The 23,282-nt window shown below is 70.0% G+C and carries 23 protein-coding genes; 4 read left to right on the top strand and 19 right to left on the bottom strand.

Annotation, left to right across the window (positions count from 1 at the left end; translation table 11 throughout):
• Position 1: 1 nt before the first annotated feature.
• Positions 2-1,984 (bottom strand): HWE histidine kinase domain-containing protein, encoded by a 1,983-nt coding sequence (locus tag ACFQS7_RS13555; RefSeq protein ID WP_380067611.1) that lies wholly within the window; start codon positions 1,982-1,984, stop codon positions 2-4.
• 114 nt (positions 1,985-2,098) lie between these two features.
• The gene (locus ACFQS7_RS13550; RefSeq protein WP_380067610.1) at positions 2,099-2,887 is read right to left on the bottom strand and encodes a hypothetical protein; all 789 of its coding nucleotides are present in this window, start codon (positions 2,885-2,887) and stop codon (positions 2,099-2,101) included.
• 161 nt (positions 2,888-3,048) lie between these two features.
• On the opposite strand from ACFQS7_RS13550, the gene ACFQS7_RS13545 reads away from it, so the two are divergent.
• Positions 3,049-3,630, top strand: coding sequence for a DUF1643 domain-containing protein (locus ACFQS7_RS13545; protein ID WP_380067609.1), 582 nt, complete (start codon positions 3,049-3,051; stop codon positions 3,628-3,630).
• Here the strand turns inward: ACFQS7_RS13545 and ACFQS7_RS13540 are convergent.
• The gene (locus tag ACFQS7_RS13540; RefSeq protein WP_380067608.1) at positions 3,609-4,112 is read right to left on the bottom strand and encodes an RrF2 family transcriptional regulator; all 504 of its coding nucleotides are present in this window, start codon (positions 4,110-4,112) and stop codon (positions 3,609-3,611) included. The two genes, ACFQS7_RS13545 and ACFQS7_RS13540, sit on opposite strands and share 22 nt — an antisense overlap.
• A 79-nt stretch (positions 4,113-4,191) precedes the next feature.
• On the opposite strand from ACFQS7_RS13540, the gene hmpA reads away from it, so the two are divergent.
• Positions 4,192-5,406, top strand: a complete 1,215-nt coding sequence (gene hmpA / locus ACFQS7_RS13535) for an NO-inducible flavohemoprotein (RefSeq protein WP_380067607.1) — start codon at positions 4,192-4,194, stop codon at positions 5,404-5,406.
• A 19-nt stretch (positions 5,407-5,425) separates the two neighbouring features.
• On the opposite strand, the gene ACFQS7_RS13530 is transcribed toward hmpA, so the two are convergent.
• The 11 genes from ACFQS7_RS13530 to ACFQS7_RS13480 all read right to left on the bottom strand — a co-directional run bounded on the left by ACFQS7_RS13530 (position 5,426) and on the right by ACFQS7_RS13480 (position 15,202).
• Positions 5,426-6,655 (bottom strand): cation:proton antiporter, encoded by a 1,230-nt coding sequence (locus tag ACFQS7_RS13530; RefSeq protein WP_380067606.1) that lies wholly within the window; start codon positions 6,653-6,655, stop codon positions 5,426-5,428.
• 42 nt (positions 6,656-6,697) lie between these two features.
• On the bottom strand, positions 6,698-8,182 hold the full coding sequence (locus tag ACFQS7_RS13525; RefSeq protein WP_380067605.1) for a carboxypeptidase M32: 1,485 nt from the start codon (positions 8,180-8,182) through the stop codon (positions 6,698-6,700).
• Positions 8,183-8,266: 84 nt separating this feature from the next.
• The gene (locus ACFQS7_RS13520; protein ID WP_380067604.1) at positions 8,267-8,971 is read right to left on the bottom strand and encodes an SURF1 family protein; all 705 of its coding nucleotides are present in this window, start codon (positions 8,969-8,971) and stop codon (positions 8,267-8,269) included.
• On the bottom strand, positions 8,968-9,333 hold the full coding sequence (locus ACFQS7_RS13515) for a DUF983 domain-containing protein (protein ID WP_380067603.1): 366 nt from the start codon (positions 9,331-9,333) through the stop codon (positions 8,968-8,970). The genes ACFQS7_RS13520 and ACFQS7_RS13515 overlap by 4 nt, the downstream gene beginning before the upstream one ends.
• On the bottom strand, positions 9,333-10,178 hold the full coding sequence (locus ACFQS7_RS13510) for a cytochrome c oxidase subunit 3 (protein WP_380067602.1): 846 nt from the start codon (positions 10,176-10,178) through the stop codon (positions 9,333-9,335). Before ACFQS7_RS13510 ends, ACFQS7_RS13515 begins: the two co-directional genes overlap by 1 nt.
• A gap of 114 nt (positions 10,179-10,292) precedes the next feature.
• Positions 10,293-10,922 carry a cytochrome c oxidase assembly protein gene (locus ACFQS7_RS13505; protein WP_380067601.1) on the bottom strand — a complete coding sequence of 210 codons (630 nt, stop codon included), beginning with the start codon at positions 10,920-10,922 and terminating at the stop codon, positions 10,293-10,295.
• A 38-nt stretch (positions 10,923-10,960) separates the two neighbouring features.
• Positions 10,961-11,089: a hypothetical protein gene (locus ACFQS7_RS13500; RefSeq protein WP_380067600.1), complete on the bottom strand. Its 129-nt coding sequence runs from the start codon at positions 11,087-11,089 to the stop codon at positions 10,961-10,963.
• 14 nt (positions 11,090-11,103) lie between these two features.
• On the bottom strand, positions 11,104-12,042 hold the full coding sequence (locus ACFQS7_RS13495; RefSeq protein ID WP_380067599.1) for a heme o synthase: 939 nt from the start codon (positions 12,040-12,042) through the stop codon (positions 11,104-11,106).
• Positions 12,043-12,142: 100 nt separating this feature from the next.
• Complete coding sequence (gene ctaD, locus ACFQS7_RS13490) at positions 12,143-13,747, bottom strand: cytochrome c oxidase subunit I (protein ID WP_380067598.1); 1,605 nt, start codon at positions 13,745-13,747, stop codon at positions 12,143-12,145.
• A 48-nt stretch (positions 13,748-13,795) separates the two neighbouring features.
• Entirely contained in the window at positions 13,796-14,605 is an 810-nt protein-coding gene (gene coxB / locus ACFQS7_RS13485) for a cytochrome c oxidase subunit II (RefSeq protein WP_380067597.1), read from the bottom strand.
• A gap of 258 nt (positions 14,606-14,863) precedes the next feature.
• Positions 14,864-15,202 carry an ArsR/SmtB family transcription factor gene (locus ACFQS7_RS13480; protein ID WP_380067596.1) on the bottom strand — a complete coding sequence of 113 codons (339 nt, stop codon included), beginning with the start codon at positions 15,200-15,202 and terminating at the stop codon, positions 14,864-14,866.
• A 178-nt stretch (positions 15,203-15,380) separates the two neighbouring features.
• Between ACFQS7_RS13480 and ACFQS7_RS13475 the strand changes: the two genes are divergently transcribed.
• Positions 15,381-16,727: an Nramp family divalent metal transporter gene (locus tag ACFQS7_RS13475; protein WP_380067595.1), complete on the top strand. Its 1,347-nt coding sequence runs from the start codon at positions 15,381-15,383 to the stop codon at positions 16,725-16,727.
• Positions 16,728-16,773: 46 nt separating this feature from the next.
• The gene (locus ACFQS7_RS13470) at positions 16,774-17,448 is read left to right on the top strand and encodes a transglycosylase SLT domain-containing protein (protein WP_380067594.1); all 675 of its coding nucleotides are present in this window, start codon (positions 16,774-16,776) and stop codon (positions 17,446-17,448) included.
• 3 nt (positions 17,449-17,451) lie between these two features.
• Here ACFQS7_RS13470 and ACFQS7_RS13465 read toward each other — a convergent pair whose 3' ends face one another.
• The 5 genes from ACFQS7_RS13465 to ACFQS7_RS13445 form a co-directional block, all read right to left on the bottom strand.
• Complete coding sequence (locus tag ACFQS7_RS13465; RefSeq protein WP_380068018.1) at positions 17,452-18,138, bottom strand: class I SAM-dependent methyltransferase; 687 nt, start codon at positions 18,136-18,138, stop codon at positions 17,452-17,454.
• Positions 18,139-18,192: 54 nt separating this feature from the next.
• Positions 18,193-19,062, bottom strand: coding sequence for a DMT family transporter (locus ACFQS7_RS13460; protein ID WP_380067593.1), 870 nt, complete (start codon positions 19,060-19,062; stop codon positions 18,193-18,195).
• 101 nt (positions 19,063-19,163) lie between these two features.
• A complete protein-coding gene (locus ACFQS7_RS13455) occupies positions 19,164-19,655 on the bottom strand; it encodes a GcrA family cell cycle regulator (RefSeq protein ID WP_380067592.1) in 492 nt (163 codons plus the stop codon).
• A 225-nt stretch (positions 19,656-19,880) separates the two neighbouring features.
• The gene (locus ACFQS7_RS13450) at positions 19,881-21,500 is read right to left on the bottom strand and encodes an ABC transporter substrate-binding protein (protein ID WP_380067591.1); all 1,620 of its coding nucleotides are present in this window, start codon (positions 21,498-21,500) and stop codon (positions 19,881-19,883) included.
• A 134-nt stretch (positions 21,501-21,634) separates the two neighbouring features.
• Positions 21,635-23,233, bottom strand: a complete 1,599-nt coding sequence (locus ACFQS7_RS13445; protein WP_380067590.1) for an ABC transporter substrate-binding protein — start codon at positions 23,231-23,233, stop codon at positions 21,635-21,637.
• Between the last annotated feature and the right edge of the window lie 49 nt (positions 23,234-23,282).

Here is a 23,282-nt window from a genome sequence, read left to right as displayed (position 1 = left end):
CTCAGGCGGCCGGCACGGCCGCCGCCAGCACCCGCGCCGCCGGCAGCACCACCTCGCAGGTCAGGCCCTCCTGGTCCCAGCGCGGCGTCAGAGTACCGCCGAGTTGCCGCGCCAGCGTCGCCTGCAGCACCCTGCTGCCGAATCCCAGCCCGGTCGGCGCCACGACGATCGGTGGCCCGCCGCGTTCCTGCCATGCCAGCCGCAGCCGCGCCGGTGCCTCGACCAGCAACTCCCATTCCAGCGTCAGCAGGCCCTCGGGTTGCGACAACGCGCCGTATTTCGTCGCATTCGTCGCCAGTTCGTGGATCGCCATGGCCAGCGGCTGCACCGCGGTCGCGGTGATGATCACCGGCGGCCCGCGCAGCTCCGCCCGCGGCCCGTCGCTCCCCGCCTTGCCGAGGAAGACCGCCAGTTCCTCCCGCAGCAGCAGGCCGAGCTCGACGCCGTGCCATTGCGTGTTGGACAGCAGCGCCAGCGCCTGGGCCAGCGCGCCGATGCGGCCATCCACCTCGCGCACGAAGGCATCGATGGTGGGCGCCCGGGTCAGCCGCAGCACCGCCCGGGCGGTGGCGAGCACGTTCTTCGCCCGGTGGTCGACTTCCCGCATCAGCAGGTCGCGGCGCAACTCGGCCTCGCGCTGCTCGGAGATGTCCTGCACCAGCACCACCACCCGGCCCGGCTCCCCGGGCAGCGGGGCGGAGGAGACCCGCACCGGCAGCCGCGACCCGTCGGGCCGCAGGTAGTCCTTCTCGAAAGGCTGCCAGGACCCTTGCGCCCGCGCCTCCCGCAACGCCGTCCGGGTCAGCGCCACATGCTCGGGCGCGGTCACCTGCCGCAGGTCCCACCCCCCTGCCTCGAAGGCCGGGCGGGTGAGGCCGGTCATCTCCAGCAGCCGGTCGTTGACCAGCAGGATCGCGCCCGTCGTCAGGTCGAGCACCGCCATGCCGACCGCCCGGCTCTCGAACACCCCGCGGAAGCGCGCCTCGGCCACCTGCCGTGCCTCCGCCGCCGCCCGCGCCGCCGCCTCCCGGCGCAGCGCCGCCTCGGCCGCCTCCGCCGCCCGGGCCCGGTGCAGCGCCATCCAGGCGATCAGCAGCAGCGTCAGCGCGGCCGTCGCCGCCACCGCGCCATAGGCGCGCAGGTTGGCGTACCATCGCCCGAGCAGCGCGGCATCGTCGGCGCCGAAGCTGACATAGACAGGCCAGGTGCCGACCTTGCGGAAGGCGTAGACGCGCGGGCGCCCGTCCAGCAGCGAGATGTCGGTGAACATGCCGCGGGTGATGCCCAGGGCCGCGCTGCGCAGCAGGCGGCTGTCCGGCGCCAGCCTGTCGCGTCCCGCGGCCAGTGCGGGATTGCGGGCCAGGATGATCCCGTCGGTGCGCAGCAGGGCCGCGGCATGGCCGAAGGGCGGCGCCGCCTCGGCGTAGAAATTCGTGAAGTATTCGGGGCTGAGCGCCACATGCAGCGTACCGGCGAAGCCGCCTGCCGCATCCACCCGCCGCCGGCTGATGGCGAAGGAGGCGATGGTGGTGGCCCGCCCGGTGAAGGGCGCGCTGATATAGGTGCCCGCCGTGGTCGCCCCCACCTGCGCCCGGAAGAAGTCGCGGTCGGCGATGCTGCTCGCCGGGTCCCAGGGCTGGGTGCCGGCCTGGACCCGCCCCGCGGCATCTGCCACCCAGATCGAGACGAACTGGTCGAAGGGCTGCTTCATCGCCCGCAGCACGGCGCTGGTTTCCGGCGTGGCCACGGCGTCCGGGTCCAGGCGGCCGACATGGTCGGCGACCCGGGCCAGGACGAGGTCGGCGGTGTCGAAGACCTTCGCCGCGTGCTCCTCCATGACCGCCGCGGTGCGTTGCACGGCATCGTTGCCCTCGCGCAGCACCTCCCCGCGATTCCACCAGGCGGCGGCGGCGAAGACCAGGGCGGGCACCAGCACCGCGGCACCCAACATGGCACTGTGGAGGCGGATGGCGGGGGACGTCACTCTCGGGCTGAACTCCTGCGGTGACGATCCAAGAGGTTGTTGCAAGTGGGACGACCGCCGCACGGGTATCGAACGATTCGCCGCACAGGCGATATCCCGCGGCGCGGGTGACCGCTAGCCCGTTACCTGCCGCGGCCGCCAGATCGCCGTATGCAGGACCTTCGCCACCGGCGCCCCGGCACCGTCCACCACCAGCACGTCCAGTTCGACGAAGCGATGCCCTTTCCGCTCGGCATTGTCGATGACCCGCGCCCGCGCCGTCAGCGTTCCGCCGACCCTGGCTGCCGCCAGATTGCGCACCTTGCTGCCGACATGGATCCAGGGGCCGAGGACCACATTCTGCACCAGCGCCTGGTTGCACAGCCGCAGCACCTGGCCTGGATGCACCAGGGCTTCCCGTGCGTAGATCGGGTCGGCCTCCCGCACCGCCGCCAGGTAGTCGGCGGCGAGCGCCGGCGTGATCTCGAGCGGCGCGGTGCCCAGCACCATGCCGCGGGCCAGGGATTCGTCGCTTGCGGGCGGCCGGGCGGAGGGTGGGGCGCGCCAGGGCCAGGCGGCGGCATCGGGGGCGGGTATGGCCGCCGGCAGGGCCGCCCGGCCAGCGGCACAGAGCGCCTCGTCGCGCCGGACCGTCAGGGACAGGGCATCGCCCAGCTCGGTCGCCTCCACCGTCACCCGGTCGCCATCGTAGACCGGCGACTGGAAGCGGCACTCCGCGCTGCCGTGCTCCAGCCAGGCACGGCCCCAGCGGCGGACGGCGGGGTGGCAGGCATAGGCATAGACCTCCACGCCCGGGACCAGCGCGCCGGTGAATCCGAAGCGGCGGGCGACCGTGTCGTCGTGGATCTTGTTCTCGGACGCGGCCGAAAGGTTGTGGGCAAGCACCTCGTAGGACGGGACCATTGGCGTTTCCTCCCTTGCGGCGAAACGTGGCGCCTGCGCCGGATGGCGGCAAGCGCCGCGCGGCGGCGGCCAAACGACCGGAAGGAATGGCGCGGGTCCGGCAAGCAAGACTTCTTCCGCCGCGACCTTGCCTCGCCCGCCATGCGGCAGCATCGTCCCGCATGCCCACCGACCCCCCCCTCATCGCCGCGGAGCACAGCGCCGGCGGCAAGGTCCGCCTCAAGGTGGCGGCGCATATCGTCTCCGCCGCCGGCTTCGATGGCCCTGGGAATTGCTACCGCTACTGGCTGGAGCGCCGCTGGGACGGCAAGCCGTTCGGCAGCCCCGGCTATGCGGTGATGATCGGCATGAACCCGTCCGTGGCGGACATCGATTTCGACGACCCGACGGTGGCCCGCTGCGTCGAACGTGCCCGCCGCTGGGGCTACGGGGCCCTGGTGATGCTGAACGCCTTCGGCTACCGCTGCACCGACAAGATGCGGCTGCTGGAGGTCACCGACCCGGTGGGCCCGGGCAACGACGCGGCCATCCTGCGCCATGCCGCCGGGGCGAGCCTGGTGGTCGTCGGCTGGGGCAAGCCGCCCGAGCCGCTGAAGGCGCGCGGCGCGGCGGTCGCCGCGCGGCTGCGCGCGGCGGGCATCGCGCCGCTCTGCTTCAAGGTGAACGGCGACGGCAGCCCGAAGCATCCGCTGTACGTGGCGCTGGATGCGCCGCTGGTGCCCTACCCGACGCCACCGGCCTGAGGCAAGGCGCGGCCGGCCGGAGGTAGGCGCTCGGGCGGTGCGAGGCCGAGCCGCGCCGCCATCGCCCCAGCATGCGGCGGCGCCAGCAGGTCGGCCAGCGTCCGGCCGTCCAGCACCGCAAGGAAGGCGGCCAGCGCCTCGCCCAGCAGCGATTGCAGCCGGCAGGCATCGGTCAGCGCGCAGCGGGGCCCCTCCTCCGCCGCCTGGAAGCAGGCAACCAGGGCCAGGTCCTCCTCGGTGAAGCGGAGGACGTCGCCGAGGCTGATCTCCGCCGGCGGCCGGGCCAGGCGAAGGCCGCCGCCCTTGCCGCGCGTGGTCTCCAGGAAGCCGCCGCGGCCAAGCTTGTGGACCACCTTGACCAGGTGGTTCTCCGAGATGCGGTGCGCCGCGGCGATCTCATGGATGGAGACGCGGCGGTCCTGCCGCAGTCCCAGATACATCAGGATGCGCAGGGCATAGTCGGTGTGGAAGGTCAGCCGCATCGTGAAGATGTAGTCAGTTTACATCTTTTGGCCAGGGTGCCATAAGGTGTGTATTGAATACACCTTATGAGGCGATTTGATGCCCAGGCAGCTCAGCGACCAGACCATCTCGGTGGTGAAGGCGACGGTTCCGGCGCTCGAGGCGCATGGCCTCGCCATCACCCGCCGGATGTATGAGCGGATGTTCCAGGATCCGGCCATCCGCGACCTGTTCAACCAGTCCCACCACGGCGAAAGCGGTTCCCAGCCCAAGGCGCTGGCCACGGCCGTGCTGGCCTACGCGCGGAACATCGACAATCTCGGCGGGCTCACCGCCATGGTGGAGCGGATCGCCCAGAAGCATGTCGGGCTGAACATCCTGCCCGCGCACTACCCCGCCGTGGCCGAGGCCCTGCTCGGCGCGATCGGCGACGTGCTGGGCACGGCGGCGACGCCGCCGGTCATGGCGGCCTGGGGCGAGGCCTATTGGTTTCTGGCGGATGTGCTGATCGGGCGCGAGCAGCAACTGTATGACGAACATGCCGCGGCGCCCGGCGGCTGGACCGGCTGGCGCGACTTCGTGGTGGAGGATATGCGGCGGGAGAGCGACGTCATCGCATCCTTCATCCTGGCCCCCGCCGATGGCGGCCCGGTGTTGCGGCACCGTCCGGGCCAGTACCTGACCTTCCGGCTGGAGATCCCGGGCCGGTCGCCGCTGAAGCGGAACTACAGCATCTCCTCCGCGCCGGGCGACGCGCAGTACCGGATCACGGTGAAGCGCGAGCCGCAGGGGGCCGCCTCGGGCTGGCTGCACGATGCGGTGCGGCAAGGCACCCGGCTGCAGGTCGCGGCCCCGGCCGGCGACTTCTTCCTGCCGGCGCGGCCGGAACGGCCCTTGGTGCTGCTGAGCGGCGGCGTCGGGCAGACCCCGCTGCTGAGCATGCTGCATGCCCTGGCGAGCCGGCCACCGAAGGTCCCGGTACAGTTCATCCACGGCACCCTGTCCGGCGCGACGCATGCCCTGGGCGAGGAGGCCCGGGCGCTGGCGGCCGGCGCCGCTGGCCGGATCGCGGTGACGACCTTCTACGAACACCCCCGCGCGGATGACCTGGCCGGCGCGGACTACGATGTCGCGGGCCGGATCACCCTGGACTGGCTGGGCGCCAACACGCCGGTGGCCGAGGCCGACTACTACCTTTGCGGACCGCGCGAATTCCTCCGGATTTTCGTCGGCGGGCTGACGCGGCTCGGGGTCCCGGCGGCACGGATCCACTACGAGTTCTTCGGCCCGGCGGACGAATTGCTCGCCGCCTGAATGGCCAGCCGCCGGCCGATTACCTGAGGGCCGGCGCCTCACCCTGCCCCGCCACCCGGTCCGCCAGCCAGAACATCACCGGGTTCACCGCGATGGTGATCAGGGCCACCGCCAGCACCAGATTCCGCCCGGCTTCCGGCAGCACATTCTCCGTCACCCCGAGGCCGGCGAGGATGAAGCTGAACTCGCCGATCTGCGCCAGGGAGGCGGCGATGATCAGCGCCTCCCGGTTCGTCAGGCCGCGCGCCCGGGCGATCGCCCAGGCCGCCGCCGACTTGCCGACCACCACCACCAGCACCGCGGCCCCCAGCACCAGGGGCTGGCGCAGCAGCACGCCCGGGTCGAACAGCATTCCGACCGAGACGAAGAACAGCACCGCGAAGGCGTCGCGCAGCGGCAGCGTCTGCTCGGCGGCCTTCTGGCTCAAGGGCGATTGCCCCAGCACCAGGCCGGACAGGAAGGCGCCCAGGGCGAAGGACACCCCGAAGGCGACGAAGGCCAGGTAGGCGACGCCGAGCGCTGCCACCAGCGCGGCGAGCGAGAACAGCTCGCGCGACCTCAGCGCGCCCACCATGGACAGCGCCGCCGGCATCACCCGGCTGCCGACGATCAGCATCAGCACGACGAAGGCGGCGACCTTGCCCAGCGTCACCACCAGGGAGACCAGCACCCCCTGCCCGGACACGCCCATGCCCGCCAGCATCCCCGCCGGCGTCCGGCCATCCAGCAGCGCCGCGGCGACCGGCACCAGGACCAGTGCGACGACCATCGCCAGGTCCTCGACCACCAGCCAGCCGACCGCGATCTTGCCGGCATTGGTGGCGACCTCGCCGCGTTCCTGCAGCGCCCGCAGCAGCACCACGGTGCTGGCGACCGACAGGCAGATGCCGAAGACGAAGCCCTGGCCGTCGGACCAGCCGAACAGCCGCGCGACGCCCCAGCCCAGCAGCGTGGCGACGCCCATCTGCACCAGCGCGCCGGGGACGGCGACGCCACGTGCCTCGGCCAGCTCACGTGGGGAGAAATGCAGCCCGACGCCGAACATCAGCAGGATGATGCCGATCTCCGACAATTCGCCCGCCAGCGCCAGGTCGCCGGCGAAGCCCGGCGTATGCGGGCCGATCAGCATGCCGGCGACCAGGTAGCCGACCAGCGGCGGCAACCGAAGCTTGCGCGCGATCACCCCCAGCAGCAGCGCCATACTGAGGGCGGCAACCAACGTGGTGATGAGCGGAGTGTTGTGCGGCATGCCTTTATGTGGGCGAAGTCGTCGCACAATGCACGCAGCGCATCACGCTGCCAGGTAGCGCGCCCGCAGGTGGTCGGTGAAATCCGCCGGATCGAGCGGTTTGCCGGTGGCGAAGCGCAGCAGATCCTGGAAGCCGAGCCGGGCGCCCTGCCCATGCACCTTCTCCCGCAGCCAGCCCATCAGCGGCCGCATGTCGCCGAGCGCCAGCGCGGCGTCGAGCCCGGGGACGTCGCGCCGCGCCGCACGCATCAACTGCGCCGCAGCCATGGCGCCCAGCGTGTAGCTGGGGAAATAGCCGAAGGCGCCGTCATGCCAGTGGATGTCCTGCAGGCAGCCGCGCGCATCGTCGGGGGGACTTATGCCGAGCAGGCCGCGCAGTCCCGCGTTCCAGGCTTCGGGCAGGTCGGCCACCGTCAGGTCCCCGCCGATCAGCGCGCGTTCCAGCCGGAAGCGCAGGATGACATGGGCCGGGTAGGTCAGCTCGTCGGCATCGACCCGGATGAAGCCGCGCGAAACATGCCGCCAATGCGCCGCTAGGTTCGCCGTGCCGTACGGTGCCGCGTCGCCGCCGAAGGTCCGGTGCAGCTCGTCGCCGAGGAAGGCCAGGAAGGGGTCCGACCGGCAGGCCTGCATCTCGATGATCAGGGACTGCGATTCATGCGCCGCCATGCCGGCGGCCTCGCCGACCGGCTGGCGCGCCCAGGCGGCGGGCAGGCCGCGCTCGTACTGCGCGTGGCCGGTCTCGTGCAGCACGCCCATCAGCGCCTTGGCGACGTCGTCCGCGGCATAGAAGGTGGTGATGCGGACATCGTTGGGCGTGCCGCCGCAAAAGGGGTGCAGGCTCTCGTCCAGCCGGGCATGGGCGTAATCCAACCCCACGCGTTCCGACATCCGCTGGCAGAGCGCCTTCTGCGCGGCGACCGGGAATGGTCCCGGCAGCGGCACGGCGGCCGGCCGGCGGGCCTGGATCGCCTCGGCCTGCGGCAGGGCGTCCGCCAGGAAGGCCTCGTAGGCGGAGAAGACCGGCTCGACCTCGGCGGCGGTGACGCCGCGCTGGAAGCCCTCCATCAGCGAGTCATAGGGCGAAAGGCCGGTCAGGCCGGACAGGGCCTCGGCCATCTCGCGTTGCAGCCGCACGACCTCCCCCAGCGCCGGGCGGACCAGGGGGAAATCCGCGGTCGCCTTGGCCTCGCGCCAGATGGTCTCGCAGGCGGCATTGGCCCGCGCCATGGCCTCGACCAGCGCGGTCGGCAGGGCCGAGGCACGGAGATGGACGCGGCGCATCAGGTCGAGGTTGGGAGCGTCCCATTCGCCCGCCGCTTCGGCGTCGGCGAGGTCCTCGGCCACCGCCGGCACGGTCAGCAGGTCGTGCGCGAGGCCCGCCAGCGTCGCCAGTTGCTCGCCGCGCGCCGCTGCGCCGCCGGGCGGCATCATCGCGCTGGCATCCCAGTGCAGCATGGCCTGCGCCTCCCCCAGGGTGGCGATGCGGGCGAAGCGGGATTTCAGGCGGTCATAGGCGGCGTTCATGCCGGTTCCTTCGTGTTGCGATGGGTGGCGGCAAGGCAGGCCACGGGTGGGCGGCCAAAGCTACAGGGCATGCCGGCCCCGCCGCTACGCCGGACGCCCCGCCTGCGGCCCGCGTGCCTTCGGCGCCCGCATCACGAAGGCGATCACCACCCCGACCAGCGCCGCCGCCAGCCCGTACCAGGTGATGGCATAGCCGAGATGCGGGTTGTTCGGCCGCGGCAGCGTGGCCGCCGCCGCCGGCAGCACGCCGGCCGGGGCCCCCGGCGACGCCAACGCCACCAGGCCGAAGGGGGCCGGCGGCGGCAGGCCCAGCGCCGCGCCGATCGCCGCGGGGTCGAGGATGTAGAAGCGCCGCCCCGCCGGGTCGTCCCGCGCGGTGTTCCAGTCGCGCTCATCGGCCGGGCGGACATAGCCGGTGACCGCGACCTCACCAGCCGGGCGGTCCACCGTCCGGTCGCGCTCCATCGGCACCCAGCCGCGGTCGACCAGCAGCGGCGGCGCGCCATCGCGCAGCAGGGGCACCAGCAGATGCGCGCCGAGCGTGGTGCCGCGCACCTCGAGGCCCAGCAGCGCTTCGCGGTCATGGTCGAACCGGCCGATGGCGACGACCTTGGTATAAGGGGCGGGCATGGTGCCAAGCGGTTGCGGCGGCCCGGCCTCCGACGCCGCGATGGTCGCCAGCATGTCGGCCTTCCAGGCCAGCCGCCGGACCTGCCAGGTGCCGAGCGACAGCAGCACGGCCAGCACCGGCAGGGCGACCAGCAACGGCGCCCAACGGCGGAGCGTCATGGCGCGGGCGCCTGCTGCCCGTGGCGGTACTGGAGCGCGACCAGCAGCGCCTTGGCGATTCGCATCACCGCCAGCGAGAGCACGAGGATCACCACCGGCCAGACCAACGCGTGCACCCAGAGCGCGGGCTGGTACTTGAGGTCGACCACCAGGGCCATGATCACCACCAGGGTGCCGACGATGAAGATGCCGGCCATTGCCGGGCCGTCGCCGGCATCATGCGCCCGCAGGTCCAGGTCACAGGACGGGCAGGCCTGCCGCACCGTCAGCAGGCCGGAAAACAAAGGGCCGCTGCCGCAACGCGGACAGCGGCCCAGCAGCACGACCGGCGCCAGCGGCGCCGGTCCGGTACCATCCGGCATCAGTGTTGCGCGATCTCGCCGGCGCCCAGGAAGTAGATGCAGACGAAGAGGAACAGCCACACCACGTCGACGAAGTGCCAGTACCAAGCCGCCGCCTCGAAGCCGAAATGCCGTTGCGGGGTGAAGCCGCCGCGGATGGCACGGATCAGGCAGACCAGCAGGAAGGTGGTGCCGACGATGACGTGGAAGCCGTGGAAGCCGGTCGCCATGAAGAAGACGGAAGGGTAGACCCCGCCGGTGAAGGCGAAGGGCGCCTCGGCGTATTCGATCGCCTGGAAGGCGCTGAAGCTGATGCCGAGGGCCACGGTCAGCGCCAGGCCGGCGATCAGGCCGCGGCGGTCGCCCTGGATCAGCGAATGGTGCGCCCAGGTCACCGTGCAGCCCGACAGCAGCAGGATCATGGTGTTCAGGAAGGGCAGGCCGAAGGGGTCGAAGGTCAGCACGCCCTGGGGCGGCCACACCGCCACCAGGGCGCCCGAGACATGCTGCGGATAAAGTGCGTAGTGGAAATAGGCCCAGAAGAAGGCGACGAAGAACATGACCTCGGAGGCGATGAACAGCGTCATCCCGTAGCGCAGGCCGATCCGCACCACCGGGGTGTGCATGCCCGGCGTCTTCGATTCGATGAGGACGTCGCGCCACCAGAAGAACATCGTCGCCAGCAGGCCGGCGATGCCGAGATAGAGCATCCAGTGGATGCCCTCATGCGCCAGCAGGATGATGCCGAGCACGAAGGCGCCGCCGGCGAAGCTGCCGACGATCGGCCAGGGCGAGGGATCCACCAGGTGGTAGGGGTGCTTGTGCAGCGGGGCAGGCTCCGCCGCGATGTCAGTGGTGCTGGCCATGTCTCGTCCTGGTCCGATCTCTCAGGCGAAGCCCCGAAAGGCCGTGTCGCCGGGTAAGCGCATCAATTCCGAAAACCCCGCCCCGATCAAGCCCATGCGGGTCGTCGGCGCAGGTCATTGCGTGGCGCGTGACGCCGCGCCGACATGGGCGCCGGCGTTGGCCAGCGCACCGTTGCGGTCGGCGTCGTCAAGGCTCCGGAAGAAGCTGTAGCTGATGGTGATGGTGTGGATGTCCCGCGTCGCCGGGTCCTTGGCCATCTGCGGGTCCAGCCAGAAGGTCAGCGGCATGTCGACCCGCTGGCCGGGTTCGAGCGTCTGCTCCTCGAAACAAAAGCAGGCGGTCTTATGGAAGTATTTTCCCACATTGGCCGGGGTGACGTTGTAGGTGGCGACGCCCGTCACCGCCGTCGCGCCGGTGTTGCTGGCCTGGTAGAAGGCCACCCCCTCATCGCCCAGGCGAAGCGGCATCGGCCCCTGGCCAGGAGCGAAGCGCCAGGGCAGGCCGGGCGCGGTGTTGGCGTTGAAGCGGACGGTGACCGCCCGGCCGGGCATGGCTTGGTCCGCACCGGGCGCCGCCGGGCCGCCGACCTGCACGGTGCCGCCATAACCCGTGGCGCGGCAGAACAGGTCGTAGAGCGGCACGGAAGCATAGGCGAGCCCAACCATGCCGAGCACCACGCCGCCCACCCCGAAGGCAGTGCGGCGGTTGCGGCGGGCCAGGGTCTCGGTGCGGGTCGGTTCCATGGGCGGGCAGGTGGCGGTCCGGCAGGGATCGGGCAAGGTCAGCCGCGCAGGACGCGCGCGGTGCTGATGAAGAAGAACAGAATCACCAGGGCAATCAGCACGCCGAGCACCGCCCAGTTCTTCTGCCGGCGGCGGCGGTTGAAGGCGGCGCGCTCCTCAGGCGACATCGCAACCGTTTCCATCATCCGAGGATCATCCGGTCGACGGCCAGCGCGATGAACAGCAGGCCGAGATAGGATAGCGAATAGCGGAAGGCCTTACGCGCCGGCGCATCGCCGGTCAGGCTGCGGCCGGCGGCATCCTGCCGGTCGCGGAAGACCAGGACGGCGTGGCGAAGGAATTCGGCCCCCAGCAGCGCGGCGGCGGCGGCATAGACCCAGCCGGCGAAGCCCAGCAGCGTCGGCAGGAGGGTCAGCGGCAGCAGCACCAGGGTGTAGACCAGGACCTGCTTCCGGGTCTCCTTCGCGCCGTGCGTGACGGGTAGCATCGGCACGCCGACCCGTTCGTAGTCGGCATGGGCGAACAGGCTGAGCGCCCAGAAATGCGGCGGCGTCCAGAAGAAGATGATGGCGAAGAGAATGATCGGTTCCAGCGTGATGTTGCCGGTCACCGCGGCCCAGCCGATCACCGGGGGGAAGGCGCCGGCGGCGCCGCCGATGACGATGTTCTGGCTGGTCCGGCGCTTCAGCCACATGGTGTAGACGAAGACATAGAAGCCGATCGACAGCGCCAGCACCCCGGCGGCGACCCAGTTGGTCGCCAGCCCCATGATGCCGACCGACGCCGCAGCGAGGCCGACGCCATAGGCCAGGGCCGCACCTGGCTCGATCCGGCCGGCCGGGATGGGCCGGGTCGCGGTGCGCTTCATCCGCGCGTCGATGTCGCGGTCGTACCACATGTTGATCGCGCCCGCGGCGCCGGCGCCGAGCGCGATGCAGAGCACCGCAGCGATGGCGAGCGCAGGCGCCAGATGGCCCGGCGCCACCATCAACCCGACGATGCCGGTCAGCACCACGAGCGAGATGACCCGCGGCTTCAGCAGCGTGACCCAATCGCGGACCTCGGACAGGTCCTGCGGGCCGATGGCATCCGAGGCGGAGGAGGCGGTCACGTCGCTCATGGTCGTGAATCTGGGTCCTGATGGACGGAACGCCATGCCCTGCGGCATGGCGTTCGGGTTGCCTGGTCCGGGTGGCGACGGGCCGCCCGGATGCCGCGCGTCAACGGACGCGCGGGAGTTCCTCGAAGGTGTGGAACGGCGGCGGGCTGGACACCTGCCACTCCAGCGTCGTCGCACCCTCGCCCCAGTAATTGTCGGCCAGCGCTTCCTTCGAGGTGAAGGTGCGGTAGACGACATAGAAGAACACCAGCATCGACGCGGCGGCGAGATAGGAGCCGAGCGAGGAAACCAGATTCCAGCCCCAGAATGCATCCGGGTAGTCCGGGTAGCGGCGGGGCATGCCCTGCGCGCCGAGGAAGTGCTGCGGGAAGAAGATCAGGTTGGCGCCGATGAACAGCATCCAGAAGTGCACCTTGCCCCAGAACTCGGGATACTGGCGACCGCTCATCTTGCCGATCCAGTAGTAGAAGCCGGCGAAGATCGAGAAGACGGCGCCAAGGCTGAGCACGTAGTGGAAGTGCGCCACGACGTAGTAGGTGTTGTGCAGGATGACGTCGGCGCCGGCATTGGCCAGCTTCACGCCGGTGACGCCACCCAGGGTGAACAGGAAGATGAAGCCGATCGCCCAGATCATCGGCACCTTCAACTGGATGGAGCCGCCCCACATGGTGGCGATCCAGGAGAAGATCTTCACGCCGGTCGGCACCGCGATGACCATCGTCGCCGCCATGAAGTAGGCGCGGGTGTCGACATCCATGCCGGAGGTGTACATGTGGTGCGCCCACACCACGAAGCCGACCACGCCGATCGCCACCATGGCATAGGCCATGCCGAGATAGCCGAAGACCGGCTTGCGGCTGAAGGTGGAGATGATGTGGCTGATGATGCCGAAGCCCGGCAGGATCATGATGTAGACTTCGGGGTGGCCGAAGAACCAGAACAGGTGCTGGAAGAGCACCGGGTCACCGCCGCCTTCCGGCTTGAAGAAGGCCGTGCCGAAGTTGCGGTCGGTGATCAGCATGGTGATCACGCCCGCCAGCACCGGCACCGCCAGCAGCAACAGGAAGGCGGTGACCAGCATCGACCACACGAACAGCGGCATCTTGTGCAGGGTCATGCCCGGCGCGCGCATGTTGAAGATGGTGGTGATGAAGTTGGCCGCACCCATGATCGACGACGCACCCGCCAAGTGCAGCGAGAACAGCGCCAGGTCCATCGAGGCGCTGGGGTGATACTCGTTGCTGGACAGCGGGGTGTAGATCGTCCAGCCCGCGCCGGCGCCCTCGCCCACGAAGAGCGAGGCGCCGAGCAGCAGGAAGGCCGGCACCAGCAGCCAGAAGCTGATGTTGTTCATGCGCGGGAAGGCCATGTCCGGCGCGCCGATCATGATCGGCACGAACCAGTTGCCGAAGCCACCGATCAGCGCCGGCATGACCACGAAGAAGACCATGATCAGGCCATGGGCGCTGACCACGGTGTTCCAGAGCTGGCCGTTTGCGAAGAACTGCAGGCCTGGGCTCTGCAGCTCCATCCGCATCAGCACGGACAGCGCGACACCGATGACGGCGGCGAAGACCGAGAAGAGCAGATAGAGGGTGCCGATGTCCTTGTGGTTCGTGCTGAAGAACCAGCGCGCCACGAAGCCCGGCATATGGTCATGGTGGTCATCGTGCCCGTGATGGGCGTGGTCAGTCGCGGTGGCCATGGATCCGTCCCGCCAGGAGGTCAATCGAGGGTCAGCCAAGCGCCGGGATTAGCGGGGCAGGGCCGCAAGCTGCTGCGTCGCCGGCGCTGGCGCCGCGGCCACCTGGGCCGCGCCGCCATCCGCCTGGGCGTATTTCTTCTTCGCCTGCTCAAGCCAGGCTTGGAATTCGGCGGCCGGGACCGCCTGCACCTGAATCGGCATGAACCAGTGGTTGGTTCCGCAGATCTGGTTGCACTGGCCATAGAAGGTGCCGGCACGGTCGGCACGGAACCAGGTCTCCAGCGTCCGGCCAGGAATGGTATACTTCTGAACGCCAAGCGCCGGGACGAAGAAGCTGTGGATCACGTCCTGGCCGGTGGTCAGCACGCGCACATTGGCACCCACCGGGATGACCAGCGGCTCATCGACAGCCAGGTTGCGCGGCTGACCTTCCTTGAGGTCCTCGTCCGGGATCGGCCGGCTGTCGAAGGCAAAGTTGCCGCTGTCGGGGTAGGCATAGTGCCAGTACCACTGACGGCCCTGCACGTTGATCGTCAGGTCGGCGTCGCGCGCGCGATCCTGGAAATAGATAAGCCGGAAGGACGGGATGGCGATCACCACCAGGATCAGCACCGGGATCACCGTCCAGGCGATCTCGATCATGGTGTTGTGGCTGGTTCGCGACGGGGTCGGATTGACCGATTCACGGAATTTGAAGACCACCCAGCCCAGCAGCGCCATGACGAAGGCGGTGATGATGACGATGATCCAGAGGACCAGCGTGTTGAAGTCGTGGATGGCGTCCTTCACCGGCCCGACGGCCGGCTGCAGTCCCATGCCCCAGGGGGTCGGCTGCCCGACCAGCTCCTCGGCCCGCACGGAGCCGATGCAGGAGAGCGCAACGAAGAGGCCGGCCAGTGCGAGCCCCGATGCCTTAGCGAACCATCGCCCGATCACACGTCGCTTCCCATTCCCGTCCGGGCCGACGACTTGCGCCGCCCTATCGCATTTCCGCCGGGCCGCAGGACGACCCGCACGTCGCACCGCCTGGGGCGGAACGGACGCGGCCGGACCATAAGTCCGAGCATCGCACCGCACAAGTGAGGCGCCTTTGCGTTGAAGCAAGGGCGGGATCTTTCAGCCGCCCCCATCGGCACCCGCATCGATGTCGGCGTCCACCTCGGCCACGTGGTCGACCATGTCCGACAGCATGGATCGGATATGCTCGTCCTGCACGGCGTAGAAGACCTGCCGGCCGCGGCGGTCCGCCTGCAGCAGCCGCGCCGCGCGCAGCAGCCGCAGATGGTGCGAGACGAGCGAGGCGGAGATGCCCAGGCGTTCCGCCATCGCGCCGACCGAGGCAGCCTCGTCCAGACAGGCGAGAATGATCTTCAGTCGCGTCGGGTCGCTCATCAGGCGGAACATCTCCGCCAACTCGACCACCTGGTCGTCGCCAATCCTCGCCCGTCCGCGCATGGTTCCCGCATCCTGTTCCAGGTGTGACCACACTTGCCCCCCGGTCATCGTGACCACAAGCCGCCCTTGACAGGACGAAGCGCGGGGCGCACCTGCCTGGCCGAACCTAACTTCCTGAAAAACAAGGATCATTTGAACAGTTGAAGACCTGTTCAGCCATGCCGGATGGCAACGCCCGATGCTGACCCGGCCTGAGCCGCCGCTGGTGGAACCGGCGTGCCCGCCTGCACCGGACTCCCACAGCCTGCCCGAGATGCACCGCAGCGTGCTGATCCCCAATGCCGCGGGCTGGCTGCGCCGGCTTATGGCCTTCATCGGCCCGGGCTACCTGGTCGCCGTCGGCTACATGGACCCGGGCAATTGGGCCACCGCGCTCGCGGGGGGGTCTGCCTTCGGGTATACCCTGCTGTCGGTTGCCCTGCTGTCGTCCCTGATGGCGATGCTGCTGCAGGCGCTGTGCGCGCGGATCGGCATTGCCACCGGGCGCGACCTCGCGCAGCTCTGCCGCGACCGATTCCCCCGCCCGGTCAACCTGGCGCTCTGGGCACTGGCCGAGATCGCCATCTGCGCCACCGACCTGGCCGAGCTGATCGGCACGGCCATCGCGCTGCAACTGCTGTTCGGCATCCCGCTGGTCGCCGGCGTGCTGCTGACCGCGCTCGATGCGCTGCTCATCCTCTGGCTGCAGCATCGCGGCGTGCGCTGGGTGGAGGCCCTGGTCGCCGGGCTGATCTTCCTGGTCTTCGGCTGCTTCGGCATCCAGCTCATCTGGGCGCAGCCGGACTGGGCGGCGGTGCTGAACGGCTACATCCCCAGCGTCTCGATCATCACCGACCAGCAGCAGCTCTACATCGCCATCGGCATCCTCGGCGCCACGGTGATGCCGCACAACCTCTACCTCCATACCGCCGTGGTGCAGTCGCGCGCCTATGGCGAAGACCTGCCGGCGAAGCGCGAGGCGATCCGCTTCGCCACGATCGACAGCACCGCGGCGCTGTGCCTGGCGCTGCTGGTCAACTCGGCGATCCTGATCACCGCGGCGGCGGTGTTCCACGCCGGCGGCCGCACCGAGGTCGCCGAGATCCAGGAAGCCTATGAACTGCTCACGCCGATGGTCGGCACCGCGGCCGCCGCGACGCTGTTCGCCATGGCGCTGCTGGCCTGCGGGCTGAACGCCACGGTGACGGCGACCATGGCCGGCCAGGTGGTGATGGAGGGCTTCCTGAGCCTGCGATTGCCACCGGTGGCCCGGCGGCTGGTCACCCGGCTGGTGGCGATCGTGCCGGCGGTGATCGTCACCTGGTACTACGGCACCTCCGGCACCGCGCAGTTGCTGATCCTGTCGCAGGTGGTGCTGTGCCTCCAGCTGCCCTTCGCGGTGGTGCCGCTGATGCTGTTCGCATCCGACCGCAATCGGCTGGGCGCGCTGGTCGCGCCGCGCTGGCAGCTCGTGCTGGGCTGGGCTGCGACGCTGCTGATCGTGGCGATGAACCTGAAGCTGCTGTGGGACGTACTGTCCGGTTGACGCGCGTCCGTTGACGCGGGAGGGGCAGCGGGCCGACATCCCGGGCATGCGCCCTCTCTGTGCCGGCTGCCTGCTTGGCTGCCTTCTGCTGTTCGGCCTCGCCGCACCCGCCAGCGGACAGGACGATCCCTGGACCGCCTGTCGCCGCGCCATCCTGGCGGCGGAGCCGCGTTCCGGCCTGCCACCCGGCCTGCTGCTGGCCATCGCTTTGGTCGAAAGCGGCCGCAGCGACCCGCGCACCGGACGGTTCGAGCCCTGGCCCTGGTCGCTAAATGTCGAGGGTGAGGGCCGCGCCCCGCCGAGCCTGGCCGCCGCCGCCGCGGAGGTGGCGGCCCTGCAGGCGGCCGGGCGGCGGTCCATCGATATCGGCTGCATGCAGGTGAACCTGCTGCATCATCCGGACGCCTTCCCGGATGTCCCCACCGGCCTGCGGCCGGAGGCGAATATCCGCTACGCCATCGTTTTCCTGAAGTCCCTACAGGCCCGCTTCGGCAATTGGGCGGATGCCATCGCCAACTACCATTCGGCCGATGCGGGGCGCGGGGCGAATTACCACCGCCGCGTGGTGATGGCGCGGCTCGGCGCCGCCTGGCGTGCCGGGGGCGGCACCGTGCCGATCGCCGCGGCGGCCGGGCTATGTGCCCCTGGACTGCGGCCGGTGCTGAGGATCAAGCCGCGTGCGACGCGGCCGTCGCTCGGCTGCCAGCGGGCCGGCCGGTAGCGGTCAGGCCGGCTGCGGCACCCGCACCAGGGTGAACAGGCCGAAGGGCGGACAAGGCACGATCTCGGTCGCCATGGTCGGATCGTCCAACAAGTCGGCCAGCACGAAATCCGGATGCCAGCCGAGCACGCGCGACAGCGGTGCCAGGGTGCGCTCGGCCCACCAGCGCAGCCCGCCCTCGGCGGCGAAGTGGTTCACGAACAGCAACTGCCCACCCGGCCGAACCACCCGGCGCATCTCCCGCACCAGCCGGCGTGCATCGGGCACCACCGTGGCGGTGAACATCGCCACCGCGATGTCGAAACTGTCATCGGCGAAAGCCATCGCCTCGGCGTCCATCTCCGCCAGGCCGAGCACGTTGCGCAGCCGGCGGGTCGCCACCCGCTCCTTCGCCCGCAGCAGCATGTCGCGCGACAGGTCGATGCCGACGACACGCTTGCGCGGGTCATAAAGCGGCAAGGCAAGCCCGGTACCGACCCCGACCTCGAGCACGCGCGTACCCGGCAAACCGTTGACGGCGGCCACTGCACGCCGCCGGCCGGGGCCGGAGACGGAGCCGAACACCTCGTCATAGACGCCCGCCCAGCGGCGGTAGGCCTCCCGCACCGAGTCGGCGTCGAGCGCCGCGCGGGGGTGGCCGATGCGGGCGTCCTGGAGCAGCCTCGCCTCGCGAATGGGTTTAGACCTTATTAAGTTGTCTGGGCTCACGGGCTAGACCACCAGCGGCGGCAAGGCAAGGCCCGATCAGGTGCGGGCGCGCCGGTCGGGCAACGCCACCAGCACCCCGCCGAAGGCGATCACCGCAGCGCCGGCCAGGCTGGTCAGGTCCGGCCAGTCGGCGAACACCACCACGCCGGCGATCGAGGCCCAGATGAGCTGGGTATAGGACATCGGCGCGAGCAGGCTGGCCGGGGCGCGGGCGAAGGCCAGCACCAGCAACCCATGCCCCACCCCGCCCAGCAGGCCAAGCCCGACCAGCATGGCCCATTCGGGCGCGGTCGGCGGAATCCAGACGAAGGGCTGCGCCAGGCTGGCGACGACCGCGCCGGCGAAGCCGGTATGCAGGATGGTCGTGCGCGGGTCGTCGATCGTCGCCAGCTTGCGCGTCAGGATCGAATAGACCGCGAACATCGCCGCGGTGCCGAGCGGCAGGACGGCGGCCCAATGCATCGGCGCGCCGCCGGTCAGGAAGGGCGGCCGCAGCGCCACCAGCACGCCGAGGAAGCCGATGGCGACGCCGATCCAGCGGCGCGGCCCGACGCGTTCCTTCAGCCAGACCGCGGCCAGCGCCACGGTGAACAGCGGGGAGGCGAAGCCGATCGCGGTGCAGTCGGTCAGCGGCAGGTGCACCAGGGCCGAGGAGAACATCAGGTTGCTGCCGGCCAGCAGCAGGCTGCGGGCGGCCTGCAGCCAGGGCGCCTTGGACCGCCAGGGCAGCCGGCCGGTGACCAGGCGGAAGAACAGGGCAGCGGCGATCAGGCTGAAGAAGAAGCGCGCCCACATCAGTTGCGGCACGGCGAATTGCGCCGTCAGCAGCTTCAGCATGGTGTCCATGCAGACGAAGACGGCCAGCGCGGCGAGCTGCAGCGCGACGCCAGCGAGGCGGCCGTTCATCGCGCATGATGGGAGCGTGTCATCCCCGCAGCATCGTCGTGGTGGCGCACCTTACCAAGCGCGCGCTGCGTAGCCCCGCAATGCGCGCGGGGCGTTGCTGCCTAGGCAGCGTCCTCGCGCCGCTCGCGCACCCGGACATAGGCGACCGAGGCGTGCTCGGCGCAATAGGGCTTCCCCGGCGTCGCGTTGCCGGAGCAGAAGCGGAAATCGGGCGTGCCGGGCTCGCCCAGCGGCCAGCAGCAGGACCGGGCCGAAGCACGCGGGAAGGGCCGCACCACCATGGCGCGCGGCGCCGGCGCAGCGACCGGGGCGGCGGCGACGGGCACCGGCGCCTCCAGCCGGCGGAGCGGCGGGGCTTCGCGCACCGGCACGGGGGCCGGGGTTGCCGCCGGGCGGCGCGGCGCGGCAACCGGACGTGGGGCGGCTTCAGCCTCGCGACGGATCGGGCTGGGTCGGGCCGGCAGGTTCAGCCGGTGCGCCTTGCCGACGACCGCATTCTTCGAGATGCCCATCCGACGGCCGATCTCGGCCGTGGAATGACCTTCCGCCCAATAAGCACGGAGCTGATCGATCGCCTCAGCCGTCCAGTCCATGTGGTTCCCCCGCCGCCAAAGCCACAAGATGTGGTCACCTACTAGATACGGTAGGCCAACGCGGGGGTCCGCCACAAGTTCTGGCGTGCAGTCGATACACGAAAATCTGTGGAAAACATGGTGGAAAAGCCGGGGAAAACATGTACCGGAAAATATTTGCGCCTCCCAGCCGTTACCAGCCGAGAGGCGCGCGCAGTCCGGACACACGTCCCAGTCGTAATAAGACTATTGAAGGTCGACCGTCACCAGGTCCTGGAACCAGGATTGCGCCGACACGAACCCCTTCACCCGCTTCGACATCGCCCGCGGGTTCAGGTCGTGCACGATGTAGAGCCAGGGCGGGTTGTCCACCAGCCGCTCATGCGCCTTCGCATAGGCGGCGTTGAAGGCGGCCTCGTCCTTGGCGACCTCGAGCGTGGCGAAGGCCTCCTCGAAGGCCGGGTCGTTCCACTGGCCCCAGTTGAAGCCGTTCGGCGGCACGAAGGCCTGCAGGAAGTAGCGTGCCGCGACCGCCGGATCGGACGAAGGCGAGGAAGGGTTGGCGGAGACGGATCCGTTCAGGATCGGCGCATCGGGGCTCTGGCGGATCGCGGTCAGCAGGGTGTTCCATTCGGTCACCTCGAAGGCGACCTCGACCCCGCAGGCCTCCTTCAGGTTCTGCTGCATGTATTCGTTCATCGGCAGCGGCAGCATCTGGCCCGACCCGCTGGCCGAGATCATCACCTTGAACTTCAGCGGCTTCTGCGGCGTGAAGCCGGCGGCCGCCAGCAGCGCCTTGCCCTTCGCGGGGTCGAAGCCGTAGCGCTGTTCCGGTTTGCCGAAATTGGGGTCGGAGGGCTTCAGCCAGCCGACGGAGGGCTCGGCCGTGTCGTTCAGCAGGGAGACCAGGCCGGCGCGGTCGACGCAGTAGTTCAGCCCCTGGCGGACGCGGACATCCTTGAACGGCGTGGTGCTGCCGCCGGTCTGGTAGAACCAGGGCCAGACATGCGGGTAGGAATTGGTCACCACGCTGAAGCCGGCCTGCTTCAGGCTGGGGATGGCATCCGGCGGCGGCACCTCGATCCAGTCCACCTGGCCGGAACGCAGGGCGGCGAGCCTTGTATTCGCCTCCGGCATCGGCAGCAACAGGATACGGTCGAGCTTCGGGATGCGGGCCTTGTCCCAGTAGCCCTCGTTCTTCGACAGCTCGGCCGAGACGCGCGGGGTGAATTTGGACAGCCTGAAGGGCCCGGTGCCGGCGGCCGGCAGGGCGGCGACCTTCGCCCAGTCGCGGCCGGCGGCCTCGAAGCTCTGCGGGCTCGTCATCAGGATATAGACGGCCATGTAGGGGAAGTAGCTGGCGACGCGGGTGGTGCTCATCGCCACCGTCATGTCGTCGATCTTGCGGTAGCCGGCCATGATCGGCGTGCGGGCGCGGGCGATGCCGCTGCCGGCGGGCTCGAATTGCGGGCTGTCGTTCTTCCAGAACCGATCGAGGTTCCAGATCACCGCATCGGCGTTGAAATCGGTGCCGTCATGGAATTTCACGCCCGGGCGGAGCTTGAAGATCCAGGTCTTCGGGTCGGCCGGGTCCTGCGCCCAGGATTCGGCGAGGCCCGGGCGCAGCGTGGCCGGGCGGTCGGCGCGCGACAGGTCCCACAGCACCAGCCCTTCGAAGGCCGGGTAGCCGAGAAAGCGGACGCCCTCGAAGCCGTTGTTCGGCGCGCCGGTGGTGGTCGGCACGTCGGCGGCGGTCATGGCGATGCGCAGCGTCTTCTGCTGCGCGGCGGCAGGGGGCACCCAGGCGGGACCGGTGGCAAGCAGTGCGGCAAGGCCGAAGCCCGCGGCGCGGTGGAGCAGGCGCATGAAGGATCCTCCCGGAACGGAATGCGTCCGAAGTAGCAAGGACCGCGCCACCCTGGGATGGCCGGCCTTGCATATCCCTGCCGCGGCGGCGAGGCAGCGTCCCCCCGCCCAGCGCCGCGGCACTCTGCCCAAGCCTATTGCAGGTCCACCCGGGTCAGGTCCTGGTACCAGGACTGGGCGGACACGAAGCCCTTCACCCGGCGGCTCATCGCCCGCGGGTTGAGGTCGTGCACGATGTAGAGCCAGGGCGCCCCGTCCACCAGCCGTTCATGCGCGCGGGTCAGGGCGGCGGCGATCTTCGCCGGGTCGCGCTCGGTCTCGACCGTGGCGAAGGCGGCGTCGAATTCGGCGTCCTTCCAGTGCCCGGCATTGGACCCCACCGGTGTGGCGTTCGACGACAGGAACCAGCGCGCCATCTGCGAGGGGTCGGAGGAGACAAGGCTGATGTTCAGCGCATCGGCGCCCAGCCATTGCGACGCCTCGGGCGTGGCGCGCAGGCCGGCCAGCAGGGTGTTCCACTCGACCACCTGGAAGGCGACATCGACGCCGCAATTCTCCTTCAGGGATTGCTGCAGGAACTCGTTCATCGGCAGCGGCAGCATCTGCCCGGACCCCGAGGTGGAGATGCCGATGGTGATCTTCAGCGGCTTCTGCGGCCCGTAGCCGGCAGCAGAGATCAGCGCCTTGCCCTTCGCCGCATCCAGCTTGTAGCGGTTCTCCGGCTTGCCGAACAAAGGGTCGTTCGCCTTGTAGAAGCCGATGCTCGGCTCCGCCGTGCCGTTCAGCAAAGCCAGCATGCCGTCGCGGTCGATGCAGTAGTTCAGCGCCTGGCGGACCCGCACATCGGCCACCGGGCTGCCCGGCTTGCCGGCGGCGAAGACCCAGGGCCAGACATGCGGATAGGAGTTGGTCACCACCTGGAAGCCGCCCTGCTTGAGGCTGGGGATGGCATCCGGCGGCGGCACCTCGATCCAGTCCACCTGGCCGGAGCGCAGGGCGGCGAGCCTTGTATTCGCCTCCGGCATCGGCAGCAGCAGGATGCGGTCGAGCTTGGGCTTCCGGTCGGGGTTCCAGTAGCCGTCGTTGCGCGACAGCTCGGCCGAGACGCGCGGCACGAAGCGGCTGATCCGGAACGGCCCGGTCCCGGCACCGCCGGCGGCGGCCACCTTGCCCCAGTCGTGGTCCGCGGCGGCATAGGATTGCGGCGAGGTGAACAGGATCCAGGTCAGCAGATAGGGCAGGTAGGAGATCGGGCGGGAGGTCTCGATCTCGACCGTGCGGTCGTCGATCTTGCGGTAGCCCGACATGATCGAGACCCGGCCGCGCGCCAGCGCCGCCGCCGGCGCGTCGAATTGGGGACTGTCGTTCTTGTAGAACCGGTCGAGGTTCCAGATCACGCTGTCGGCGCCGAAGGCGGTGCCGTCATGGAAGCTGACGCCCTGGCGCAGGGCAAAGCGCCACTTGCGCGGGTCGGCGTCATCCTGCGCCCAGGATTCCGCCAGGCCGGGGCGGATATCCGCCGGCTTGTCGGCCCGGGTCAGGTCCCAGTCGACCAGCGGCTCGAAGACCGGAAAGCCGAGGAAGCGCATCCCCTCGGACCCGTTGTTCGGCATGCCGGCGGTGGTGGGGACGTCACTGGCGGTCATCGCGATGCGCAGCGTCTTCTGCTGCGCCTGGGCGGCGGCGGGCAGGGCCGCCACGATGGCGGCGAGGGCGAGGTGGCGCAGGGTCATGCAAGGCTCCGGTCCCGGGATGGACGAAGCCTTGCAAGGATCGTGCTGG

This window comes from Dankookia sp. GCM10030260 (assembly GCF_042666655.1).
In the GTDB taxonomy this organism is placed as follows: Bacteria; Pseudomonadota; Alphaproteobacteria; order Acetobacterales; family Acetobacteraceae; genus Paracraurococcus.
The sequence above is the reverse complement of the archived record's forward strand: the minus strand, read 5'-3'. Positions and strand labels throughout refer to the sequence as shown.

What these genes read in the sequence shown, in the direction of transcription:
- ACFQS7_RS13550 (WP_380067610.1), bottom strand. Translation starts at nt 2,887, where the DNA reads ATGGTCCCGTCCTACGAGGTGCTTGCCCACAACCTTTCGGCCGCGTCC.
- ACFQS7_RS13545 (WP_380067609.1), top strand. Translation starts at nt 3,049, where the DNA reads ATGCCCACCGACCCCCCCCTCATCGCCGCGGAGCACAGCGCCGGCGGC.
- ACFQS7_RS13540 (WP_380067608.1), bottom strand. Translation starts at nt 4,112, where the DNA reads ATGCGGCTGACCTTCCACACCGACTATGCCCTGCGCATCCTGATGTAT.
- hmpA (WP_380067607.1), top strand. Translation starts at nt 4,192, where the DNA reads ATGCCCAGGCAGCTCAGCGACCAGACCATCTCGGTGGTGAAGGCGACG.
- ACFQS7_RS13530 (WP_380067606.1), bottom strand. Translation starts at nt 6,655, where the DNA reads ATGCCGCACAACACTCCGCTCATCACCACGTTGGTTGCCGCCCTCAGT.
- ACFQS7_RS13525 (WP_380067605.1), bottom strand. Translation starts at nt 8,182, where the DNA reads ATGAACGCCGCCTATGACCGCCTGAAATCCCGCTTCGCCCGCATCGCC.
- ACFQS7_RS13520 (WP_380067604.1), bottom strand. Translation starts at nt 8,971, where the DNA reads ATGACGCTCCGCCGTTGGGCGCCGTTGCTGGTCGCCCTGCCGGTGCTG.
- ACFQS7_RS13515 (WP_380067603.1), bottom strand. Translation starts at nt 9,333, where the DNA reads ATGCCGGATGGTACCGGACCGGCGCCGCTGGCGCCGGTCGTGCTGCTG.
- ACFQS7_RS13510 (WP_380067602.1), bottom strand. Translation starts at nt 10,178, where the DNA reads ATGGCCAGCACCACTGACATCGCGGCGGAGCCTGCCCCGCTGCACAAG.
- ACFQS7_RS13505 (WP_380067601.1), bottom strand. Translation starts at nt 10,922, where the DNA reads ATGGAACCGACCCGCACCGAGACCCTGGCCCGCCGCAACCGCCGCACT.
- ACFQS7_RS13500 (WP_380067600.1), bottom strand. Translation starts at nt 11,089, where the DNA reads ATGTCGCCTGAGGAGCGCGCCGCCTTCAACCGCCGCCGCCGGCAGAAG.
- ACFQS7_RS13495 (WP_380067599.1), bottom strand. Translation starts at nt 12,042, where the DNA reads ATGAGCGACGTGACCGCCTCCTCCGCCTCGGATGCCATCGGCCCGCAG.
- ctaD (WP_380067598.1), bottom strand. Translation starts at nt 13,747, where the DNA reads ATGGCCACCGCGACTGACCACGCCCATCACGGGCACGATGACCACCAT.
- ACFQS7_RS13480 (WP_380067596.1), bottom strand. Translation starts at nt 15,202, where the DNA reads ATGCGCGGACGGGCGAGGATTGGCGACGACCAGGTGGTCGAGTTGGCG.
- ACFQS7_RS13475 (WP_380067595.1), top strand. Translation starts at nt 15,381, where the DNA reads ATGCTGACCCGGCCTGAGCCGCCGCTGGTGGAACCGGCGTGCCCGCCT.
- ACFQS7_RS13470 (WP_380067594.1), top strand. Translation starts at nt 16,774, where the DNA reads ATGCGCCCTCTCTGTGCCGGCTGCCTGCTTGGCTGCCTTCTGCTGTTC.
- ACFQS7_RS13460 (WP_380067593.1), bottom strand. Translation starts at nt 19,062, where the DNA reads ATGAACGGCCGCCTCGCTGGCGTCGCGCTGCAGCTCGCCGCGCTGGCC.
- ACFQS7_RS13455 (WP_380067592.1), bottom strand. Translation starts at nt 19,655, where the DNA reads ATGGACTGGACGGCTGAGGCGATCGATCAGCTCCGTGCTTATTGGGCG.
- ACFQS7_RS13450 (WP_380067591.1), bottom strand. Translation starts at nt 21,500, where the DNA reads ATGCGCCTGCTCCACCGCGCCGCGGGCTTCGGCCTTGCCGCACTGCTT.
- ACFQS7_RS13445 (WP_380067590.1), bottom strand. Translation starts at nt 23,233, where the DNA reads ATGACCCTGCGCCACCTCGCCCTCGCCGCCATCGTGGCGGCCCTGCCC.